The organism is Ruegeria sp. HKCCD7221, from assembly GCF_013031225.1.
GTDB lineage: Bacteria > Pseudomonadota > Alphaproteobacteria > Rhodobacterales > Rhodobacteraceae > Ruegeria.
Map to the genome: position 1 here is coordinate 34,328 of NZ_WPZE01000012.1, position 20,656 is coordinate 54,983.

A 20,656-nucleotide genomic window follows, 5' to 3' on the forward strand; every position below is an offset into this window, starting at 1 on the left:
GTGGTCCTGTTCGTTGCGGGGGCCTTGGGGTCTTAGCTGTCGAGATCGCTCAGGTGCGCGATAGCTTGCGCACTGATGTCAGCGGTTTCAGCTTCGGTCAGGCGCAATTGGCCCGCCTTGGCATTCTCGGCCGCCTGTGCCGCGTCACGCGCGCCGCAAAGCGAGAATGTGATACCGGGTTGTTGCACGGTCCAAGCGATTACCGTCTGCGCCAGCGTCGCGCCATGTGCCTCGGCAATAGGCGCGATGGTCCCCATCAGATTGGCAACCTTCTGGCGATTAGCCATCGAGAAACGCGGATTGTCCTTGCGCTGATCGTCGCCTTCGAACACCCGATCAGGACCGATCTTGCCACTGAGCAACCCTAGCGCCAGCGATGAATAGCTAAGGACCGACACACCATTCTCGCGGCACATAGGCAGCAGCGTGCCTTCGATGTCGCGCTTGACCATCGAGTATTCTTCCTGAATGGCGTCCAACTGACCGGAGGCGACATAAGCCTTGACCTCATCGACCGAAGTATTGCTGGCCCCGATAGAGCGGATTTTGCCCTGCTGTTTCAGGGTCTCTAACGCCTCCATCGTTTCAGCGATGGGGGTGGTAGGGTCCTGCCAATGGGTGATGTAGTGGTCGATGTAATCGGTACCCAGTCGGGTCAAGCTTTTCTCGACCTCATAGATAATCGCGTCCTTGCCCAGATAGCGATGCACCGGCTTGCCGTCATAGTCGAAGAAATGGTTGCCCTTCTGCGTATGCCAAACCAACCCGCATTTGGTGGCCAGCACCACCTTGTCGCGGCGCCCTTTCAATGCCTTGCCAACAATATCTTCGGCTACGCCCTGCCCATAGGCAGGGGCCGTGTCGATCAACGTAATCCCCGCATCGACCGAGGCCTGGATTGCGGCGATGGATTTCGCCTCATCCGTTCCGCCCCACATCCACCCGCCGATGGCCCAGGTTCCAAGACCGACCACAGAGGCCTCGATACCAGAGTTTCCGATTTCCCGCGTCAACATTTCATGCGACATTTCGTGCTCCTTCCATTTCCCGTAAGACTGCAGTCGCTGTGCTCTCGTCCAAGATCAGCGAATTGAGAAACTTTCCGTTCAGTACCGCCTTGATCGGCAGCACTTTCTGCGCTCCTGCGGTCACCCCGATCACCCGCTTGCAATGCGCAAGATCGTTTGGCGACACCGAGACCAGCCGCGAGTTCAGCGCATAGTTCGAGACCGAGCCGTCGATATGGATCAGGTGGGCCAGAAACTCTCCGATCACGCCCATGCCCATCAGCATCTTACGATCTGCTTCGGGCACTGGGTGAAGGTCGTAGTAGCTGGAGCCTTCCGGCTCGATTGACCCAACTCCTACAAGCGCTACATTGGCGTGGCGGGCCAGATCCAGCACCTCGCGGATCGAAGAGACCTGTTCCAACATGTCCCGCTGATCGCGGCTCTCCGCAAATAGCGGCGCATGCAACAACATTGTCTTGCCGCCCAACCGCTCTGCCATCTGCGTCGCCAAGTCATTAACATCTGTATAGTATTTGCCCTGAATGCCGCCGGTCAGGGGCACTACAGTAACATCGACTGCGCGTTCGACCTCCAACGCTTCGACCGTGGCGCTGACGGCTTTTCCGCCAGTGATCGCAATAACATCACCTTCGCTAAGGTTTTCGATCAAATGGTTGGCAGCGGCCCGCCCGACTTGTTGCAGAGTTGTTTCTTCGCTACCCGCAACCGAAGGGGTGACGATGGCCTCAGACAGGCCCGACGACTTTGTCAAATCCCGTTCGATATCCATCAGTGTCTCGAACGGGCTTTCAATGTCGATCTTGACCATGCCCATCTTGCGGCCCTGTGTGATCAGACGGTTGACCTTCGAGTTCGACAGGTTCAGCGCCCGCGCGATATCGGCCTGTTTCTGGCCTTCCAGATAGTGCAGGACCAGAACGGTGTGGATCTGCCGGATCAGCTCAAAGTCTTTCTTCTTGTCGACCATCACCCTCGCCTTTTGTTCAGGTAATGGTCGATGGTCACTGCCGCCAACAGGATCGAGCCGCGGATGATGTCCTGCCAGTAGACCGACACATCCAGCAGCGCCAAGGAACTGGAGACCAACGACAAAAGGATCACGCCCAGGATTGCGCCAAGGATTGACCCCGACCCGCCATTCAGGCTGGCCCCGCCAATGACGGCGGCGGCAATGATGGTCAGCTCCAGCCCCAGCCCGAAGGTCGGTTGGGCCGAGCCGAACCGCGCCATGTAGATAATGCCTGCAATGCCACACAGAGTTGAACAGAGCGTGGTGGTCAGGAAGATCACCTTTCTGGTGCGGATACCCGAATAGGCGGCGGCCTTTTCGTTGCTGCCAGTGTAGAACACTTTGCGGAACATAGTCGTGCGCCGCAGCATGAAGTCAAAGGCGATCACGAAGACCAGAAAAATGACGATCACGATCGGGATCTGCCCGATGGTGCCCTGCCCGATGAACTTGAACTCGGGAGGTAGGGTATAAAGGCCCAGCGGACGCCCTCCAGTGAACAGCAGGCATGCGCCCCGCGCGATCACCATGATCGCCAGCGATACGATGAAATGGTGCATCCCTACGCGCGTCACGAAGAACCCCATGAACGCGCCAATACCCGTACAGAGTGCAATTGCCATGGCCGAGGCCACCCATGGGTTTACTCCACTCAGAAACAGCCAGCCCGCGATCACCATGGCCAGTGCCGTGACCGAGCCCACCGAAAGGTCAATGCCTCCAGATATCAGCAGGATCGTCATCCCGATCACCAGCAAGCCATCCACCGCAAAGGCCATCGACATTGCCCGCATGTTAGCCCAGGTCAGAAAATACGGTGAGGCAAAGGACATGATCAGGAACAACGCCAGAATGATCACGATCAATCCGGTTTCGCGCATCCGAAACAGCCGTTTCAGAAACGGCATATTGTCGGCCGCATCCGCTTGGGCCAGATTTACGGTGTTGTCCATTTTCGCTTCTCCACTCATGCGACTGATGCCTGCGCGTCCGTGACCGAGGCCAGATGCATGATGTTTTCTTCTGTCATTTCATCGCCTGTGACTTGGCCGCTGATACGCCCTTCACGCACCACCAGCACCCGGTCACAGACACCAATCAGTTCGGGCAACTCGGACGAAATCACAACGATCCCGACACCATCGTTTGCCAAGTCTCTCAGGATCTTGTGAATTTCCGATTTCGCGCCCACGTCGACACCTCGGGTCGGCTCATCCAGAAAGATCAGCCGCGGATTGACCGAGAGCATTTTAGCAATTGCCACCTTTTGCTGGTTCCCCCCCGACAGGGACGAAACAGGATCACTCAACGACCCGCATTTCAGGTTCAGCTTACGCCCCAAAGCCTCGGCCTGAGCCTCTTCGGTGCCGGTCCGGATCATTCCGAGCGGCCCTGCCACTTGTTCGACCTTCAAGGCTGACACATTCGACGCAATCGACATATCAAGGAAAACGCCGTCGCCTTTTCGGTCTTCAGACAGGTACACCATTCCCTTGGCGATGCTGTCTTGATAGTTGCGTAGCGCTAACTTTTCACCATTGAGCCAGACATCCCCCGTGACATCCCCCTGAAGCTGGCAAATGCCTTTGACGATCTCGCTTCGTCCGGCACCAATCAATCCCGCGATGCCCAGAATTTCGCCTTTCTTCAGCTCAAAGCTGACGTCCTGAAACCGCGTCGCTTCGGATAGACCCTTAACTTTAAGGACGGTTTCCTCCGAAATCGCGCCTTCGGCGGCTTTATCGGGATACAGGTTGTCGATCACCCGGCCGACCATCGCGTTGACGACATCGCTGGGCTGAATATCTGCTACGTCATTCGTGACAATGTGCTGCCCATCGCGGAACACCGACACACGGTCGCAATTGTCGAATATTTCGACCATCCGGTGCGAGATGTAGATGATCGAAATTCCCTGATCTGCCAGATTGCGCATGATCCCAAACAGGGTCTGAGCCTCGGTTTCCGTGAGTGCGGCTGTAGGCTCATCCAAAATCAGAATGCGGCAATCCAGCGTTAGGGCCTTGGCAATCTCGACCAGTTGCTGATTCGAGATAGATAGGTTTTTTACCAGAACCGAAGGGTCGATATCGCTGAGTTGGCGAAATACATCCACCGCCTCGCGTTCCAGTTTCTTGTAGTCCATCAGCCACGACCGGCTGACATTCGTGGTGGCCATAAAGATATTCTCGGCCACCGACACATCCGGGCACAGGGCGATTTCCTGATGGACGAAACCAATGCCCAGTTGCTGTGCCATTGTGGGCGACGAGATTTTGACCGCTTTACCGTCCAGCACAATATCCCCGCTGTCCGGTTGCAAAATCCCGTCGATCACATTCATTAGTGTCGACTTGCCCGCGCCATTCTCGCCTGCAATCGCGTGAATCTCACCCTTCTTAAGTTCGAAATTTGCCCCTCGCAGCGCCTTGACCGGACCAAAGGACTTGCTGAGGTTTTCGATTTTGAGGATCACATCCCGCATCACGATGTTCATTTCTTGGCTAACTAAGTCTTAGAGTTGAGGACCGCCCACCTTAGAAGACGTCTTTAGGCAGCAAACGGTCCTCGGGGAGAAGCATGTTTCCCGATCAGGCCGGGTCACGGCCTTCCATGTAGACGTTCAGATCAAAGCTGTCGGCATTGTCCTTGGTGATGACCGCAAAGCCATTGTCCATGAACGGGATCTGAACCGGGTTGAATCCACTGGTCTGCCAGTCGTTGAACGGATCAAAGATGTCCGCCCGGTTGGCCAGATGCACCGCCATGAAGCCCATGAAGCCTTGCACACCCTGATTGGGGTTCAGCGACATGTGGATGTTGCCCGCGCGAATATGCTCCAGCGTTGTGGGCGTGACGTCCGCATGCATGATCAGGATGTCCGATTCAGCTTCCAGCTTGGCGGCCACGGCACCTTCAGCAGACCCCGCTTCTGGGATCCAGATTGCCGCGACATTCGGGTTGGCCTGGATGATCGAAGCCGTCGCACGATAAGCCGCGTTGCTGTCCTGATTGGTCGCCTGACGGCCCACCAGTTTCATATTCGGATAGTTGGCCTCCATATACGCGATTAGCGATGTCACGCGCAGGTCATGGTTCGACTGGCCGGGGTTCTCCAGAACCGCATATTCGGCGCTGTCGCCTACCTGCTTGACGATTTCTTCCGCTGCGAATTTTGCCTCGGCATGGTTGTCCGAAGTGATATAGCCGGTCCGCTTGGAATTCGGGCTATCGGCGGCAAAGGTCACGATCTCGGTTCCGTTGCCGATGGCGCGGTCAATCGGCTCGATGAACGGGTCAGACTGCATCGGGTGAAGCAGAATTCCCGCAGGCGATTTCACCAGATCCTGCTCGAACGAGGCGATCTGTTTAGTGATGTCGTAATCCGGGGTTCCCGAGAAAACGGTCTCGCATCCGAAGGCTTCGGCGGCCTGCTTGAAGCCCTGATAGACCGGTACCCAATAGGGGTGACCCGAAACCATGACGTTCATGATATAGGTCTCGCCCGGATCACACATGATGCCCTCGGCCTGTGCCGGAACCGCCGCTACACCAGCAACTGCAATTGCGGCAGATGCAACAAACCCATTGATTTTCTTGTACTTCATAAAACTCCTCCCAAGAGCGTGTCCCTGCACCTGCCTCGTAGTTTTCCTCCATTACGTGGCAAATGCAAGAAATTTCATTAATTGCGTTTTATTGCAGTAAAGTTGTTTTAGAGGTCAGCCAAAACACCCGTCAACAGCTTTGTGAAAATTTTTGGTACTGATGAAATTTTTTTCATACATTGTTTATAGGAGTGCCGTCAAAATTAAGGCTGGCTCCAACCCACGTAAAACGTCAGGGATCAACAATGCTCAAATGAAAAATATTTTATAAGACGTACTAAATTCAAATATCCTTTAACCCGCCAATCCCTTTTTTGCACGCTCGGTCGAATATCGCTCGGCGACGCGCAGTTGGATCTGCGCCAAAAGTGCCGCACGAGGTATTTGGGAGGATAACTATGAACAGATTATTGGCGTCGGCTTTCGGACTAACACTGGCGACTCTTGCGGCGACGTCTTCCTCTGCCGCTGAAGAATGTGAGGGATTGAATTTCGTTTTCTTTCCCGGAGGTCCAGAAGGAGGAACCTTTGCGTCTGTGGTGTATAACGGAGCTGTCATGGCCTCAGAGCACACTGGATGCGATGTCGGGCCTGTCCGCAGTCTTCCTGCAGTCCGAAGTCACCTATTTCTGGCCCACCGGCGACGGCTTCCTGTTGCCCGCGTTGGCGGCGGTGTTTATCGGAGGCACGTCGGTCTTTGGCGGGCGTGGTTCGATGTATGGCACCTTCGTAGGCATCCTGATCATCGGATCGCTTGAGGCCGGTATCGTCGCAATGCGCGTGCAGGGCTTCTATACCCAACTGATCTATGGTCTTATGAACACGATCGCTGTCTCGATCTATGCGCTGGTTATGAAAAAGTGACCTCTTTTCCAGTACAGCCCCGAGATACGGAAGTCCCCATATGGCTGCCAAGACGAAGATCACCGGCTCGGGATAGCAACCAGCCCAGCAGGAATCCATACAACCAAGATCGTTGCAGCCGAGAAGTTGGCGCAACTTCTGGAACCAAACGCGTTGGTAGTGGTTTTGGGGTCTGCCAATCTCGCCAATTGGGTTCGGGATCAAGGCTTCGTTGTTTCTGACGAAGATGTTTCTGCCTTTCTCGCGCGAATTGATCCTGGTTTCAGCTATGAAAAGTGTCCAGGGCGCAATCCGCTACTTTACGAGGCGCACTCTTTATCGGCACCAATCCGGACACGATGGCTCCATAGGAAACCGGAGTTGTGCCCGGCACAGTTTCATTGTTACAGGCAATTGAAACGGCCTCTGGTGTATCACCAATCAAAGTTGAAAAACCCGAGCCTTTCTTACTCAATTGCGCGCTGGAAACCCTGGGAACTGAAAAGCAGTCTACTATTACGATTGGCTATCAAATGTCGACTGACGTCGCATCGGCGCAAGCAGCCGGGCCAGTCACCGCGAAAACGCCAATACGACAATTCCAATGGCAACGGTGATCGCCGCAAAAAGTCGATTGGATTTAGGCCCTTCGCCAAACCACATAACGCCGATTATGGCGGCGAAGACTACAGAACTCTCGCGCAGTGCGGAAACCATGCCCAAAGGTGCAAACGTCTTGGCATATAATACAAGACCATACGCCAGTCCCGATATTACCCCGCCAGTGAGACCAGCCCAAACGAAGTTTCTGGGCATGGCTACAAGTCTTTGCCAACGAGTCGTAAAGACAAAGAAGGCAACGAATATTTCTGCGACAAACAGTAACGCGATATAGCCCAGCGTGTTTTCGGACAATCTTATGCCTATTCCATCAACAATTGAATAAGACGCAATCATCAGCCCGGTGCCGAGCGCTGCCGCTATTGCGATCCAATTGGTGTGTTTACCCAATCCGGCAAGAGCCAGAAATCCAATACCCACAGAAATACAAAGAATCCCGATCCACGCCCCGATCGAAAGAAACTCATTTGCGAAAAAGATCGCGCCCAGTGCAACCAGGATCGGTGTTATTCCGCGTGAGATCGGATAGACCACCGACAAGTCGCCATGCTTGTAGGCGGCGTTCAAAAACCAATAATACCCCCAGTGGATAAGGGTTGAGGCGACGATAAACGGAACCGCTGCCCAGACCGGCAAGCCCAGAAAAGGCAGTGCAAACAATGCCGGAATAGCGTGACCCAGCGACACCAACCCCAGAACGATGGCTTTGTCAGGTGCGCCTTTGACGATTGCGTTCCAGGACGCGTGAAGAATTGCCGCAGTCAAAACGATCAGCACAATCGAGAGAGTCAAGCTTGCGCCTTTATCGCCGCAATGACGGTATCCAGCGCGCGATCCAGATCATCCCGCGAAATGGTCAGCGGCGGAGAAAGCGTCAGCACGCAGCCTTGACTGATCTTGAAGCTTACACCGCCGTTCAGACAATCATAATAGATGCGTTCGGCACTGGCATCGTCTGCCTCGCGGGTGCTGCGGCTTTTGACGATCTCGACCCCGAACATCAGGCCACGGCCCCGGATATCCCCTACGATCTCAACCTGAGCCAGTTCGGATTCCAGCCGCCCCATCGCGTGGGCCCCCAGTTCGGAGGACCGGTCGACCAGACCTTCATCTTCTATGATCTGGATCGTGGTCAAAGCGGCGCGCGACGTGACCGGGTTTTTTTCATGCGTGTAATGCCCGATCGCAAAATCTCCGCACACGTCCAGATCGCGGCGGGCGATGCAGGCGGCAATGGGCAAGATGCCTCCGCCAAGGGCTTTGCCAAGGGTAACGATGTCGGGCACGATCTCATCATGTTCGAAGGCGAACATCTTACCGGTCTTGCCCAGGCCAGTCGGAATCTCATCCATGATCAGCAACGCGCCATGCCGATTGCAGGCCTCGCGCACCGATTTCCAGAATCCCGCCGGGGGCACATAAGGCACCGCACGCATGGGTTCCGCGATCACGGCGGCAACATCGCCTTCGCGTTCCAAGGCGAATTCAACCATCTTGGCACAGGCCAGACCGCAGGTTTCAGGCCCGGCGTGGTTATACGGACAGCGATAGCAGGCGAAGGGTGCGACGTGCTCGGCCCCCGGCATCAGAGGGCCTGCGATATGGCTGCGAAACGTGGCCTCTCCGCCGACTGAAGCCGCACCAAAACCTGCGCCGTGAAAAGCATCCCAAAAGCTGACGGTCTTGAACCGGCCCGTCGCAGCACGCGCGATTTTCAGCGCCACCTCATTGGCGTCCGATCCGCCGGTTGTGAACAGGGTTTTGCCCAGATCACTGGGCGCGATCTCGGCCAGCTTCTCAGCCAGTTCCACCGCAGGATCATTGGTAAAGCGACGCGGGGCAAAGGGCAGGTCATCCAACTGTGCCTTGATCGCCTTGATCAGACGCGGATGACCATAGCCGATGTGATGGACCGAGTTGCCATGGAAATCCATGTACCGGCGGCCATCCAAATCTTCGATCCAGATACCTTCTGCCTTGGCGATGGTGCTAACGCAGGGGCTGGACAGACTTTGATGCAAAAACGCATCCGAGTCCCGTTTCAGCAACGGCGCGGACCGAGGGCCAATCGACGACTTTAACCAAGACCTACGCGCATCCGAGGTGTTGGACTCACCTTCAGTGTGGGTAATGCTGACTGACATATGGTCCTCGATTCTGGCTCGCATCCGGTGAAGTCAAATGTGCGAGGCCCCGTTTGGGGCCCCGCGAGCTGGGGAGAATTTCTGGTTTCTCTTATTCCCTCACCTTGGCCACGGCAGCGAATAGGTTTTGACGTTGGTGAAGAACTTCATCGCTTCGATCACGCCTTCTTTCACGCCGTTGCCGCTGTCCTTAATGCCGCCGAAGGGGGACATTTCGATGCGGTAGCCGGGTTGTTCCCAGATATTGCAGGTGCCAACGTCGAGGCCGTTGATATAGGCAATCGCACGGTTCAGGTCGTTGGTGCAGACGCCAGACGACAAGCCGAACTCGGTCGAGTTCGAGATCGCCATCACCTGATCATCATCGTCGGGTACGCGGACGATGGGAATGATGGGGCCGAAGGTTTCCTCCATCACCAGCTCGCTGTCATGGGGCACTTTATCGACCACGATGGGCGGCAGCAGCGCGCCCTGACGACCGGGGTGATAAAGGATTTCAGCACCCTCTTTTTCGGCCATGTAGACGCGGTTCTCAAACAGTTCCGCCGCCTTGTCATGGATCACGCAGCCCAGCTCAGTCTCGGGGTCCTGGGGGTCGCCGAACTTGATCTTCTTGGCCTTTTCCAACACCAGCGGAACAAACTTGTCCGCCACACTGTTCTGAACCAGAATGCGCTTGATCGCGGTGCAGCGCTGGCCCGAATTGCCGGTGGCACCGGCCACGGCAATGGTCGCGGCCTTGTCCAGATCGGCATCGGTCAAATCGTTCAGCACGATCAGGGGATCATTACCCCCCAATTCCAGCGCCTGGCGTTTGTAGACCGCCTTGGCCGCGATCATCTTGCCGACCGGAACCCCGCCGGTGAAGGTGATGATGTCGATCTTGTCATTGGTGATCATCTCGTCACCGATATCCTGCGGCCAGCCGGTGACCACCTGGAACATCTCGGGCGGCAGACCGGCCTCATACAAGATGTCAGCCAATGTCAGACAGGTCATCGGCGTCAGTTCAGTCGGTTTGCAGACCATACAGTTGTTGGTGGCAATCGATGGCGCGATCTTGTGACTGACCATATTCAGCGGGTGGTTAAAGGGCGTGATCGCACTGATCGCGCCTACGGGTTCGCGGGTAGTGAAGATCTTGCGATCCTTGCCATTGTGGGTCAGGTCGCACGAGAAGATCTCGCCATCATCCTTCAGCGCCTCGGCGGCGGCGAACTGATAGACATCCTGCGCGCGTTTGGTCTCGTAGATCGCGTGCTGGTGGCAAATGCCCAACTCCAGCACCAGCCATTTGGCGAGGTATTCGCGCCGCTCGCCGATCAACTCTCCGGCGCGTTGCAGGATCTGACTGCGTTCGTACCGGGTGAGCTTGGATTCGTAATTCGCCGCAATCTCGAACGCCTTGCGGGCGTGCTCGGCCTTGCCCGCAGGGACATGGCCGATCACTTCGTTGGTGTAAGGATAGAGAACGGGCACCGTCTCGTCGGTAAAGACGATCTCGCCGCCGATGCGCATCCCCTCATTTCTGATCTCGGTCATCGGTTGATCTTTCATGGCTTACTGGGCCGCCGCTGTCGTGGCGTAGAAAAACGCATCAAAGTTGCGCAGATCGGGCGCGTTGCCCAGATCAATCACGCGATTGACGATGAAGGGCACTTCCTGCTCGGTCAAGCCACCATGACTGCGCAGCGGCTCGCCCAGGGCCGCCAGATCGTGCCGGTCCGCCGAGGTGCCGATGGTCATCCCTCCGGTGCAGACCATAGTCAGATCCCCGATGCGGTCGGCGGGCAGTTCGTATTTGGCAACCGCCTCTTCCTTGGTCAGTACTTCCATCATCTCAGGAAGAGCAGCCACGTTGGCCTTGACCTCTGCACGGTCGGCACCTTCGGGCAGGTAGACCGTGGCAAACGATCCCAACGCCCCGTGATGGACCACATACGGATCGGTGATCGGCAGGATTACACGGGCCTTGCCCTCACCCAGCCAGTCGTCAAACACGTCCTGCATATAGATGACCGACGGCTCTTTCGAGGTCGGTTCGTGCTTGGCCTTCATGCCGTGGTCGGCGGTCACAACAATGGCGGCACCCATTTCGTCCAACTGCGCCAGATACTTGTCAAACATGGCGTAGAAATCCAGCGCACCCTGGTCTTCCGGGGCGAACTTGTGCTGCACATAGTCGGTGGTCGACAGGTACATCACGTCCGGGCGCATCTCTTTGAGCAGCTTCACACCGGCGGCAAAGACAAATTCCGACAACTCGGCGGAATACACTTCCGGAACCGGCATCCCCAGCCAAGCGCTGGCATTGTCGATGCCGTGTTCTGCATTGGTGGTCTCACCCGAGCGTTCAGCCGAGAAGGCAACAGCGCGGTCTTCGTCAAACTTCAGGCCAGCCCCCAGCAGCGCGCGCAGCTTGTCCTTGGCGGTGACCATTGCGACGCGATAACCCGCCTCATAAAACTGCGAGAAGATGGTTGGCGCACGCAAGAAGCGCACATCGTTCATCATCACCTCTTCACCAGTTTCCGGGTCATAAAGGAAGTTGCCGCAAATCCCATGCACGATGGGCGGGCGACCGGTGGCGATCGACAGGTTGTTGGGGTTGGTGAAGGACGGGATCACCGAATGCGCCAGCCGGTCGGTGCCGGTTTCACGGATACGCTTGAGCGTCGGCATCAGCCCTTTGGCGATGGCTACATCCAGATATTCCGGCTCGCACCCGTCCAGACAGATGGCAATGGCAGGGACTTTGGGGGCCGGGTAAACGCGCTCATTCGCCGTCACGGGGGTTTGAATAGTCATTTAGGGGTGTCCTTGTTTCTTATGCAGCCAACTTGGCGCGTTCTTTAAGTGCGAGTGCCGGAGGAGCCGCGCTGGCGACCCCCATCTCGGCCAGAGTTTCCTTGGCAGCAGCAACAACCTGCCGCATAACTTGCTCGTCCATCTGCCCGATGCAGCCGACGCGGAAACTGTCCACAACCGTCAACTTGCCCGGATAGATGATAAAGCCTTTGTCCTTCATCAGATCGTAGAAGCGCGAGAACACGAACTTTTCGTCCGCGGGGCAGAAAAACGTCACAATGATCGGGCTTAGCCAGCGGTTCTGAAGCAGCGTCTCGAACCCAAGCTCGCGCATACCTGCAACCATCACGTCGCGGTTTTTCGCGTAACGCGCACCGCGTCCTGCAACACCACCTTCGGCCTCGTGCGCCCTAAGTGCTTCGAGGAAGGCGGCAACCACGTGGGTCGGCGGAGTAAACCGCCACTGGCCGGTCTTTTCCATATGCGCCCATTGCGCATGTACATCCAGCGACAGCGAGTGGCTGTTGCCCTTTGCGGCCTCCAACTCATCCTTCCGGGCGATGATAAAGCCAAAGCCAGGCACGCCTTCGATGCATTTGTTAGCCGAGGACACCATCGCCTCATACCGGATTTCTGACGGCTTCAGTTCAATAGCGCCAAAGGCAGACATCGAATCGATCAGCAGCTTCCGGCCCGCCGCATAGACCGCCTCGGAAATCTCTTCGACCGGGTTCAGAATGCCCGAGGAAGTCTCGCAATGGATCGCGACCACGTGGGTGATAGCCGGATCGTTGGCGAGGATTTCGGCCACTTCCGAACCGCGCGGAGGCAGGTAATCGCCCTTGTCTAGAACCAGATGATCACGTCCGAGGTATTCCAGCGTCTGCGCCGAGCGCTGGCCATAAGCCCCGTTCGCAAGAACCAGTGTCTTGCTTTCCCGCGGGATGAACGATGCCAACATCGCCTCAACGGAAAAACTGCCACTGCCTTGCATCGGCACACAATCATAGGCGTCACCGCCTTCGCCAAGCAAGGCAAGCAACCGGGTGCGCATGTCACGAGTCATGGCGCGGAAATCATCATCCCAGCTCCCCCAATCGCGCAGCATCGCTTGTTTTACAGCATAAGATGTCGTCAATGGACCTGGCGTCAGAAGAAATGGTTCGCCCAGTTTCGGCGACGGGATTTTTGGATCTGATTGGATCATTTTGGCGCTCCGGGAGGTCATCTTAGGACTACATTTGCATCACGAATTTCCATATGTAAAATCGCTAAAATCAATCTGATCATAGGTAGAACTTATGGAAAATCAGGAAGGGAAAAATGCGACATAGCCAGCTGAGAGCGTTTCATTATGTGGCCTTGCACGGTGGGTTTTCCCGTGCAGCCGAAGTCCTGTTTCTGACCCAGCCGGCTGTTTCGGAACAGGTACGCAGGTTGGAGCAGGAACACGACCTGTTGCTGTTTCAACGTGAACGCAAACGCGTTTTTCTAACGCCTCAGGGCGAACGTTTGTTCCGATACACCAAACAGTACTTTGAGATTGAGACTCAGATCGAAGATTACCTGTCTGAATCCAAGGCCGCTGTAGAAGGCGAGCTTCGCATCATCGCGGACTCGGCACACCATCTAACCGATTTCCTTGGGCCTTTCCGGGCCGCATTTCCTTTGATCAAGCTTACTGTGAGATCTGGCAACACCAACGAAGTCCTGGACGAGCTTAGGGCCTATAACGCCGAAATCGGTATCGTCGGCAGCCCCTCTCCTGGCAATGACATGACGCTTTTGAATTTGGGTGAGTCGAGCATCATAGCCTTCGCTAACCGTGAATTGTTACCAAAGGCCACGACCAGTTTAAGATTCAACGAGCTGGACACTTTGCCATTGGTGTTTCGAGAAAGCGGCTCAAAAACTCGCCAGAAACTGGAAGAAGAAGCTGAAAGAAGAAAGACGAAACTAAATCCGGCTATTGTGGCCGAAGGACGCGAGGCGGTACGCGAACTGGTCGCATCTGGCGCCGGGATCGGATTTGTCTCCCAAGCCGAATTTGGCCGCGATGATCGCCTCAGGCAGATTGAACTCAAGGACGTGGACCTGCGTATGGGTGAAAGTATGATCTACCTCTCACAACGCCAAGAGGTCAAAGTCATCCGCACGTTTATGGATTTCGTCAAGCGCGTACAGGCGACAAAGCCAACCTCTGAAGCGGTGTAAGCAGCCCCGGAGGTTGGAAAATCTGGCCCGGGCTCAGCGGCTGCGCCAGGCTTGAGTGCGGCTCAGAATGCCTTTTGATGCAATCAGGTGCAGGATTCGGGCCGCCGCATTGGTGTAGAAGATCATCATTCCCATCGCGGCAGCAGGTGCGATATCTCCCGCATCATCCATATTCAGCACCGCAATTGAGGCCAGCGTCGTCTTGGGCGAATACAGGAACACCACCGCCGACACCGTCGTCATCGCGTTGACGAACAGATAGATCGAGATATCCAGGATCGCAGGCAGACATACCGGCACCGTCACCCGCGCGAACAGCTTCATAGTTGGCTGCTTGAGCGAAGCCGAAACAGATTCAAACTCTGTATCCATCTGCTTGAGAGCAGTCACCGCCGTCAGGTGCGACACGGTATAAAAGTGGGTTACCGAGCAGATTACAAGGATGGCCATCGTACCGTAGATCGCGTTTAGCGGGTTCGAGGGGTTGTTGAAGAAGAAGATATAAGCCAGACCCAGCACCATTCCGGGGATCGCCATCGGCAACATGGCAAACATCTGGAACAGCGCCCGCCCGGTTTTGAAGCCGTTTGACTTTTCCACCAGATAAGCACCGAAGAAAATGATCGAGGTGCCGATCACCGCCGTCAACAGCGCCATCTTGATCGAGTTGAAGTACGACCCCCAGCCACCGCCATCCATCTTGTCGAACTGATAGTTGTTCAGGCTCAGGCTCAGGTCATATGGCCAGAACTTGATCAGCGCGGCGAATTGGCAAACCGCCAGCATTCCAACGATAAACAGGGCAACCATGCTGCAATAGATCAGCATGATGCGATCGGTTTTCGGGTTGGATTTCGGCCGATACGGCACCGAACGCGCCGACAGCAGCGCCACCTGTTTCGACTGCACCAGACGGTCGATGGCAAATGCCAGAATAGCCGGAACCACCAGAACAACCGAGACGACAGCGCCCATTTCAAAGTTTTGTTGGCCGATCACCTGCTTGTAGATATCCACTGCCAGAACGTTGAACTGACCACCGATTACCTTCGGCAGGCCAAAGTCGGTGATCACAAGGTTGAACACAACAAAAGCCGCCGAGATCAGGCCATAGCGCGCACCCGGAATGGTCACGGTCCAGAAGGTACGCCAAGGGGTTGAGCGAAGACTCGACGCGGCCTCATATAGTCGAGCGTCTGAGATTGCCAAAGCCGTCGATATGATCAGGAAAGCATGTGGGAAAGTGAAGAAGACCGAGCCGATGACGATGCCGATGGGGCCGTAGATACTTGCCCCAAACAACAGCTCTTTCAGCATCCCCTGATTGCCAAACAGATAAACCAGTGCGATGCCAGGCAACAGCGAGGGAACAAGGATCGGAGCCATGGCGACCAGCCGGAACATGCCCTTGAACCGCATACAGCTGCGGTTCAGCGCATAGGCAAACCAAAAGGCCAGCGTGACGGTTATGATCGTGCTTACGATCGCAATCCATATCGAGTTCTTGACCGAGTTGAACAACGCCGGCGTCGAGAAATAGTTGGCGAAGTTTTCTATACCAGTCGCTTTTACCGGGCGCAGTTGCACGCGCCGGAAGGTATTCGAATCAAGCACGACCCAGTCTGTGCCTTTCTGCAGGTTCGACCCGATCAGGAACCGACCATCGGGCACCGTGTTTCGGATTCTATACATCACCGGGCTACGGAAACTGAAATCGGGGAAGAATGGCGTAACCGACAGCCGCCCGTCAGAGCCGGTCGAAAGTTCCTGATCGGTATAGGCCCCGGTTTCCGTATTCAATTGGGTGCCGTTCAGGATGGTTCCACTGAACACACCGTTGTCGTCACTGACCTGAAACTCGTATTGCGACAGCTCTATCCGATAGGTCGAGAACGACTTGGACAGCATCGCCCAAAGCGGAAACGCCAGCGTCACGACCAGGTACAGGGCGATGACCATCATGCCACCGCGCATGATGAGGTCGTCGCGGCTCAGCTTGCCCTTGATCAGCGGGCCAGCGGGGAGAGAGGTGGTGTCAGTCATCAGCCCTCCTCCGCCGGCGTGAAGGCCATCAGACGGTTGCGGGGCAGTTCGATCATCATCTGCTCGCCCGCTTCAAGACCCAGACGACGGACCGCATTGATCGAGAAGTCACCGATCAGCTCCCTCGCACCGAAAGTCTGATGCGACAGGCGGCAGCGCCAGAACGAACCGAGGAACTCCATTTCAGTGATCAACACCTCAAACGCATTTTCTGGCGTTGTGATGACGTCCGGCGCGTCCGGTGAACGCGCGCCTTCGCCATGCGGAATGATATCCTCGGGGCGAACGGCCGCGACGATCCGGTTGCCTTTCTGCAGGCTGTGCGGCTCGCATTTCAGTATTGAACCGCCCAATTCCAACGTCTCGGCATCGCCCGCGACGGCGGGTAGCTGGTTCATTTCACCAATAAAATCGGCCACGAACAGGTTGGCTGGGTGGCGGTAGATCTCGGTCGGAGTGCCAACCTGCTCGATCACGCCATGGTTCATGACAACGATCCGGTCAGCCATGGCCAGCGCCTCTTCCTGGTCGTGTGTCACCATCACGGTGGTCACGCCCAGCTTACGCTGCAGTTCCTTGATCTCGTGCCGCAAATGTACACGGACCTTGGCATCAAGCGCCGACAGCGGCTCATCCAACAGCAACAGACCAGGATTGGTGGCAATGGCGCGCGCAAGCGCAATCCGCTGTTGCTGTCCACCCGAAAGCTGGGCTGGGTATTTGCTGCCCTGATCCGGCAGACCCACGAGGTTCAGCAGTTCAGCCACGCGCACTGCAATTTCTGATTTGCTGCGGCCAGTGTTTTCTAGCCCAAATGCAATGTTCTTTTCGATCGTCAGGTTCGGAAACAGCGCGTAGGACTGGAACACAATGCCAAAATCGCGCTCGGACGGGGGCAGGTTCGAGACATCCTTGCCATCCTGCATCACAGTACCCTTGGTTTGCAGGTCCAGACCTGCGATCGCGCGCAGCAGGGTTGTCTTGCCGCAACCGGAAGGGCCCAGAAAACAGATGAATTCGCCTTCGTTGATGTCCAGCGAGATATCCCGGAGGGCCAGAAATTCGCCAAACGCTTTCCAGAGGTCTTGGATACTCAGATAGAGATCACCGGGAGAGGTTTTCTTGAGCACGGGGAGTGGTCCTTGAGCTTTGCGCAGCAGCCATGACGCAAGAATGGCCAGAAATTCGCCGCGTCGGTCATATGAATTATTAGGGGAGGCGTATCCAGCGGACGGAGGGGCATTAAGCCCCTCCGGCTTGAGTGGTTATTCTTTGGGCTCGGACTTACCATCATAGCGCGACTGCCATTCTTTCAGGATAGCGGCGCGATTATTGGCTGCGAACTCAAAGTCATTCTCGATCATCGCGTCCAACAAACCGTCGGGGAAGTGTTCAACCGGTTTGGCAACGCCCGGCATTGCGACAACGGCATAGCCCACGTTGTACATTTCGTTGGCTTCTTTGGTGACCGAGAAATCAACAAGTTTCTGTGCTGCTTCCTGATTGGCCGTCCCGGCAACAATCGCGGTCGCTTCCATATCCCAGCCAACGCCTTCGCTTGGCACGATGATTTCCAGTGGCGCGCCCGCGGCCTTGGATTTGGCACCGCGGAACGCAAACGAAATCCCGATCGGAATCTCACCGGCGGCGGCCAGCTTGCACGGCTTTGAACCAGAGTGGGTATAACGCGCAATGTTCCCATGCAGCGCGTCCATGTATTCCCAGCCACCTTCTTCACCGAACAACTGCAACCAGCTTGAAACGTCGAGGAATCCGGTCCCAGACGAGTTCGGGTTCGGCATGATGACATGACCCTGATACTGTGCGTCGGTCAGATCTTTCCACGATGTCGGCGGCGTCAGGCCCGCCTTTTCGGCCTCGACCGTATTGTAGCAGACCGAGGCGACCCAAGCGTCCATACCCACCCAACTGGGAACATCGCCGCTGTCGACAAATTTGGGATCCAGCTTTTCAACACCAACTGGTGCATAGGGTTCTAGCATGTCTTCGGATTTCAGCAGCAGCAGCGATGTAGCGGCCAGACCCCAGACCACATCAGCCTGTGGGTTGTCGCGCTCGGCCAGCAGCTTGGCGGTAATAATGCCTGTGGAATCCCGTACCCAATTGATCTTGATATCTGGGTGAACCGCGTTGAATTCTTCGGCATAGCGGGCCAAATCTTCTGCTTCAACCGCAGTATAGACAGTCAATTCAGTTTCGGCAGCGGCGGCGGTGGCGATCAGGGCGCCCGCGACAGTGGCGACGAACTTGGACGTATTTTTTTTCATGTCTTCCTCTGTTGTGTAGATTTTGACGTAGGCACCATTCTTGCGTGGCGCTTCCATTACCTGTTCTCGGCGCGGATAATGTTGACAGAAATCTAGAACAAGAAAAGTCGATAATTTCTACTACATCATAAAAAATATTTATGTATTTCAAGCGCGCGGGAAATGTAGCGGCATCTGGCCATTCCGCCGAAAATTTGGGCAAATATGCCATTCAACTGTCCGGGCACCTAAAAAATCGCCCCATCCAAGCAGCGTATGCGTATTATCGACTGCCATTTTTCGAGATGTGCTCAAAGGCTCGCGCGCCTTAGGCGTGCGGCAGTCGCGGGTTCAGAACTTTGGTCCTAAAGACTGTGTTCAAGCACTCGTTTTGTGGTCGCGTGCGGGTAGAGTTTCGATCAAGCGCGTTTCCAGAAGCTGTCCGCTGGAATAAAGAATTGGCGTAGATATGGCGGCGACGTGGCTGTTGAATTCGCGCAAAGCCCGCAAAGTCTCCAGATGAACGTCACTGGTTTCAAAACTGTCAACCGCACCGTTCTGCAAACGTCGAAAATGGCGTTTTCGGCTATCTCGTTCGGCGCGCTTGATCTCGGTTTTTTCAGAATTCAACAAACGCGCACTTTCCAGATCTTCCGAGATGATCACATTGCTCGCCAGCTTTATGTTTGCCAGAATCTTTTCGTGTATTGCCTGCAGTTCCGCCCAGCCTTCACGCGAAAACTGTTTCCCGGATTCCCGGAGTTCCAACGCAAGGACCGTAAGGCGTTTTGCAACCACATCTCCGGCAGTTTCCAGACGAACCGCGTACTCCAGGACATCCCTCGCAATATCCGAGCTTTTGGAATCCATCTTGTCAGCAGGAAGAGCGGCCACGAAAGCGCGGATGTCTGTCAGGCATTGATTGACTTCCAGGTCGACATCCTGAACAGCCTTGATCTGTTCTTCAGTCCCGGAACGATAGAGTTCAAGCAAAGGGGTGAACATCATTTGCACCAGGTCTGTCATCCTCAGCAGTTCCCGCTTCAAAGCGGAAACGGCCAGCATGGGATTTTCTGAGGCCGAAGCATCAAGTGCGCTGACTGGTCGACCCATCGGGTCCGCCTCGACCATGGGTTTGGCCTCGGGGAGCAATCTTTCGAAAGGCGCCTGAAGCACCCTGCAAAATGGCAGCGCCAAAACAAGCAATACGGCATTAAAAGCCAGATGCGCTCCGACCAACATCTGACCATGGTAGTCTGAACCAAGCAAACCCGATCGTATCGCCAGGTTGGCGGCAAACAGACATAAAACGGCCCAGGCCCCGCGCAACAGCAGATTGGCAAAAGGAATGCGCCTGGCGCTGACCTCCATCCCTCGGGTCAACCAAACTGGGATGAGCGCGCTGCCAAGATTGGCCCCCAAGACCAGCGACAAACCAGCAGCAAATGGCAGCGCTCCGATCTGTACCAGTGTCACACACATCAGGATTGCCGCCACCGAGCTGTGCATGACAAATGCCAACGCACCACCAACCAGAAAGGCCGTCACATAGTCACGAACAAGGTAATCAGCGATTGCAGGCAGAAAGGCGCTGTCGCGGATCGGGTCCATAGCCTCGCGGAGAAAGCGCAGAGAAATCAGTATGAACGCAACGCCCATAAGGATGCGCCCGATCTGGCGCGGTTTCTTGCGTTCTGTCTTGACAAACAGCCAACCCCCGACGGCCAGCAAAAGTGGTACCAGCCAGTCCAGCCGAAAAGACAGAATCTGAATAACAAGCGCCGAGCCCAAATCACCACCCAACACGATGGCCAGACCAGCGGAAAACGACAGGTACCCACCGGCGGCGAAACCGGAAGCAAGCAGCGCGACAGCCGCCGAGCTTTGCAAAACCACCGCAAGTACTAAGCCGGTAAAGCTTGCGCCCAAAACACCATTGTTGCGTGTAAGAACTCTTTGGAACGAGGCGCCATAGCTTCGCTCGATCCCGGTGCGAACCATCCGAACCGCAAAAAGCAGAAGCATTGTCGCGCCCGCAAGTTGCATTATGAAAGTCAATATCGCCATT

17 protein-coding genes are annotated in these 20,656 nt (G+C 55.8%); 3 read left to right on the forward strand and 14 right to left on the reverse strand.

Going from position 1 to position 20,656, the window contains the following annotated elements; translation table 11 throughout:
• Positions 1-32: 32 nt before the first annotated feature.
• The 5 genes from GOX73_RS19505 to GOX73_RS19525 all read right to left on the reverse strand — a co-directional run bounded on the left by GOX73_RS19505 (position 33) and on the right by GOX73_RS19525 (position 5,648).
• A complete protein-coding gene (locus GOX73_RS19505; RefSeq protein ID WP_171126960.1) occupies positions 33-1,028 on the reverse strand; it encodes an aldo/keto reductase in 996 nt (331 codons plus the stop codon).
• Positions 1,018-1,998, reverse strand: coding sequence for a sugar-binding transcriptional regulator (locus GOX73_RS19510; RefSeq protein WP_171126961.1), 981 nt, complete (start codon positions 1,996-1,998; stop codon positions 1,018-1,020). Before GOX73_RS19510 ends, GOX73_RS19505 begins: the two co-directional genes overlap by 11 nt.
• Positions 1,998-2,993: an ABC transporter permease gene (locus GOX73_RS19515; protein ID WP_171126962.1), complete on the reverse strand. Its 996-nt coding sequence runs from the start codon at positions 2,991-2,993 to the stop codon at positions 1,998-2,000. The genes GOX73_RS19510 and GOX73_RS19515 overlap by 1 nt, the downstream gene beginning before the upstream one ends.
• Positions 2,994-3,007: 14 nt before the next feature.
• Positions 3,008-4,537 (reverse strand): sugar ABC transporter ATP-binding protein, encoded by a 1,530-nt coding sequence (locus tag GOX73_RS19520; RefSeq protein ID WP_217351023.1) that lies wholly within the window; start codon positions 4,535-4,537, stop codon positions 3,008-3,010.
• 94 nt (positions 4,538-4,631) lie between these two features.
• On the reverse strand, positions 4,632-5,648 hold the full coding sequence (locus tag GOX73_RS19525) for a substrate-binding domain-containing protein (RefSeq protein ID WP_171124768.1): 1,017 nt from the start codon (positions 5,646-5,648) through the stop codon (positions 4,632-4,634).
• 528 nt (positions 5,649-6,176) lie between these two features.
• Here GOX73_RS19525 and GOX73_RS19530 point away from each other — a divergent pair.
• Together GOX73_RS19530 and GOX73_RS21095 are read left to right on the forward strand one after the other, a co-directional pair.
• Positions 6,177-6,512, forward strand: a complete 336-nt coding sequence (locus GOX73_RS19530) for a hypothetical protein (RefSeq protein WP_171126963.1) — start codon at positions 6,177-6,179, stop codon at positions 6,510-6,512.
• A 362-nt stretch (positions 6,513-6,874) separates the two neighbouring features.
• Positions 6,875-7,108, forward strand: a complete 234-nt coding sequence (locus GOX73_RS21095; RefSeq protein ID WP_171124772.1) for an HAD hydrolase-like protein — start codon at positions 6,875-6,877, stop codon at positions 7,106-7,108.
• On the opposite strand, the gene GOX73_RS19540 is transcribed toward GOX73_RS21095, so the two are convergent.
• From GOX73_RS19540 to GOX73_RS19560, 5 genes are all read right to left on the reverse strand, one after another.
• On the reverse strand, positions 7,065-7,904 hold the full coding sequence (locus GOX73_RS19540) for an EamA family transporter (RefSeq protein ID WP_171126964.1): 840 nt from the start codon (positions 7,902-7,904) through the stop codon (positions 7,065-7,067). The genes GOX73_RS21095 and GOX73_RS19540 overlap by 44 nt on opposite strands.
• Positions 7,901-9,256, reverse strand: coding sequence for an aspartate aminotransferase family protein (locus GOX73_RS19545; RefSeq protein WP_171126965.1), 1,356 nt, complete (start codon positions 9,254-9,256; stop codon positions 7,901-7,903). Before GOX73_RS19545 ends, GOX73_RS19540 begins: the two co-directional genes overlap by 4 nt.
• Before the next feature lie 99 nt (positions 9,257-9,355).
• Positions 9,356-10,798 carry a phosphonoacetaldehyde dehydrogenase gene (gene phnY / locus GOX73_RS19550; RefSeq protein ID WP_254429260.1) on the reverse strand — a complete coding sequence of 481 codons (1,443 nt, stop codon included), beginning with the start codon at positions 10,796-10,798 and terminating at the stop codon, positions 9,356-9,358.
• A gap of 18 nt (positions 10,799-10,816) precedes the next feature.
• Positions 10,817-12,064 carry a phosphonoacetate hydrolase gene (phnA, locus tag GOX73_RS19555; RefSeq protein ID WP_171126967.1) on the reverse strand — a complete coding sequence of 416 codons (1,248 nt, stop codon included), beginning with the start codon at positions 12,062-12,064 and terminating at the stop codon, positions 10,817-10,819.
• Between the two features lie 19 nt (positions 12,065-12,083).
• Positions 12,084-13,271, reverse strand: coding sequence for a 2-aminoethylphosphonate--pyruvate transaminase (locus GOX73_RS19560; protein ID WP_171126968.1), 1,188 nt, complete (start codon positions 13,269-13,271; stop codon positions 12,084-12,086).
• A gap of 116 nt (positions 13,272-13,387) precedes the next feature.
• Between GOX73_RS19560 and GOX73_RS19565 the strand changes: the two genes are divergently transcribed.
• Positions 13,388-14,278 carry a LysR substrate-binding domain-containing protein gene (locus GOX73_RS19565; RefSeq protein ID WP_171126969.1) on the forward strand — a complete coding sequence of 297 codons (891 nt, stop codon included), beginning with the start codon at positions 13,388-13,390 and terminating at the stop codon, positions 14,276-14,278.
• Positions 14,279-14,311: 33 nt separating this feature from the next.
• Here the strand turns inward: GOX73_RS19565 and GOX73_RS19570 are convergent, their stop codons facing one another.
• The 4 genes from GOX73_RS19570 to GOX73_RS19585 form a co-directional block, all read right to left on the reverse strand.
• On the reverse strand, positions 14,312-16,321 hold the full coding sequence (locus tag GOX73_RS19570; RefSeq protein WP_171135068.1) for a putative 2-aminoethylphosphonate ABC transporter permease subunit: 2,010 nt from the start codon (positions 16,319-16,321) through the stop codon (positions 14,312-14,314).
• Positions 16,321-17,451 carry a putative 2-aminoethylphosphonate ABC transporter ATP-binding protein gene (locus GOX73_RS19575; protein WP_371808672.1) on the reverse strand — a complete coding sequence of 377 codons (1,131 nt, stop codon included), beginning with the start codon at positions 17,449-17,451 and terminating at the stop codon, positions 16,321-16,323. The genes GOX73_RS19570 and GOX73_RS19575 overlap by 1 nt, the downstream gene beginning before the upstream one ends.
• Before the next feature lie 135 nt (positions 17,452-17,586).
• Complete coding sequence (locus tag GOX73_RS19580; RefSeq protein ID WP_171126971.1) at positions 17,587-18,609, reverse strand: putative 2-aminoethylphosphonate ABC transporter substrate-binding protein; 1,023 nt, start codon at positions 18,607-18,609, stop codon at positions 17,587-17,589.
• Positions 18,610-18,966: 357 nt separating this feature from the next.
• Complete coding sequence (locus GOX73_RS19585; protein ID WP_171126972.1) at positions 18,967-20,655, reverse strand: Na/Pi cotransporter family protein; 1,689 nt, start codon at positions 20,653-20,655, stop codon at positions 18,967-18,969.
• Position 20,656: the final 1 nt, after the last annotated feature.

What these genes read in the sequence shown, in the direction of transcription:
- GOX73_RS19565 (WP_171126969.1), top strand. Translation starts at nt 13,388, where the DNA reads ATGCGACATAGCCAGCTGAGAGCGTTTCATTATGTGGCCTTGCACGGT.
- GOX73_RS19515 (WP_171126962.1), bottom strand. Translation starts at nt 2,993, where the DNA reads ATGGACAACACCGTAAATCTGGCCCAAGCGGATGCGGCCGACAATATG.
- GOX73_RS19520 (WP_217351023.1), bottom strand. Translation starts at nt 4,537, where the DNA reads ATGAACATCGTGATGCGGGATGTGATCCTCAAAATCGAAAACCTCAGC.
- GOX73_RS19545 (WP_171126965.1), bottom strand. Translation starts at nt 9,256, where the DNA reads ATGTCAGTCAGCATTACCCACACTGAAGGTGAGTCCAACACCTCGGAT.
- GOX73_RS19560 (WP_171126968.1), bottom strand. Translation starts at nt 13,271, where the DNA reads ATGATCCAATCAGATCCAAAAATCCCGTCGCCGAAACTGGGCGAACCA.
- GOX73_RS19585 (WP_171126972.1), bottom strand. Translation starts at nt 20,655, where the DNA reads ATGGCGATATTGACTTTCATAATGCAACTTGCGGGCGCGACAATGCTT.
- GOX73_RS19505 (WP_171126960.1), bottom strand. Translation starts at nt 1,028, where the DNA reads ATGTCGCATGAAATGTTGACGCGGGAAATCGGAAACTCTGGTATCGAG.
- GOX73_RS19525 (WP_171124768.1), bottom strand. Translation starts at nt 5,648, where the DNA reads ATGAAGTACAAGAAAATCAATGGGTTTGTTGCATCTGCCGCAATTGCA.
- phnA (WP_171126967.1), bottom strand. Translation starts at nt 12,064, where the DNA reads ATGACTATTCAAACCCCCGTGACGGCGAATGAGCGCGTTTACCCGGCC.
- GOX73_RS19510 (WP_171126961.1), bottom strand. Translation starts at nt 1,998, where the DNA reads ATGGTCGACAAGAAGAAAGACTTTGAGCTGATCCGGCAGATCCACACC.
- GOX73_RS19580 (WP_171126971.1), bottom strand. Translation starts at nt 18,609, where the DNA reads ATGAAAAAAAATACGTCCAAGTTCGTCGCCACTGTCGCGGGCGCCCTG.
- phnY (WP_254429260.1), bottom strand. Translation starts at nt 10,798, where the DNA reads ATGACCGAGATCAGAAATGAGGGGATGCGCATCGGCGGCGAGATCGTC.
- GOX73_RS19570 (WP_171135068.1), bottom strand. Translation starts at nt 16,321, where the DNA reads ATGACTGACACCACCTCTCTCCCCGCTGGCCCGCTGATCAAGGGCAAG.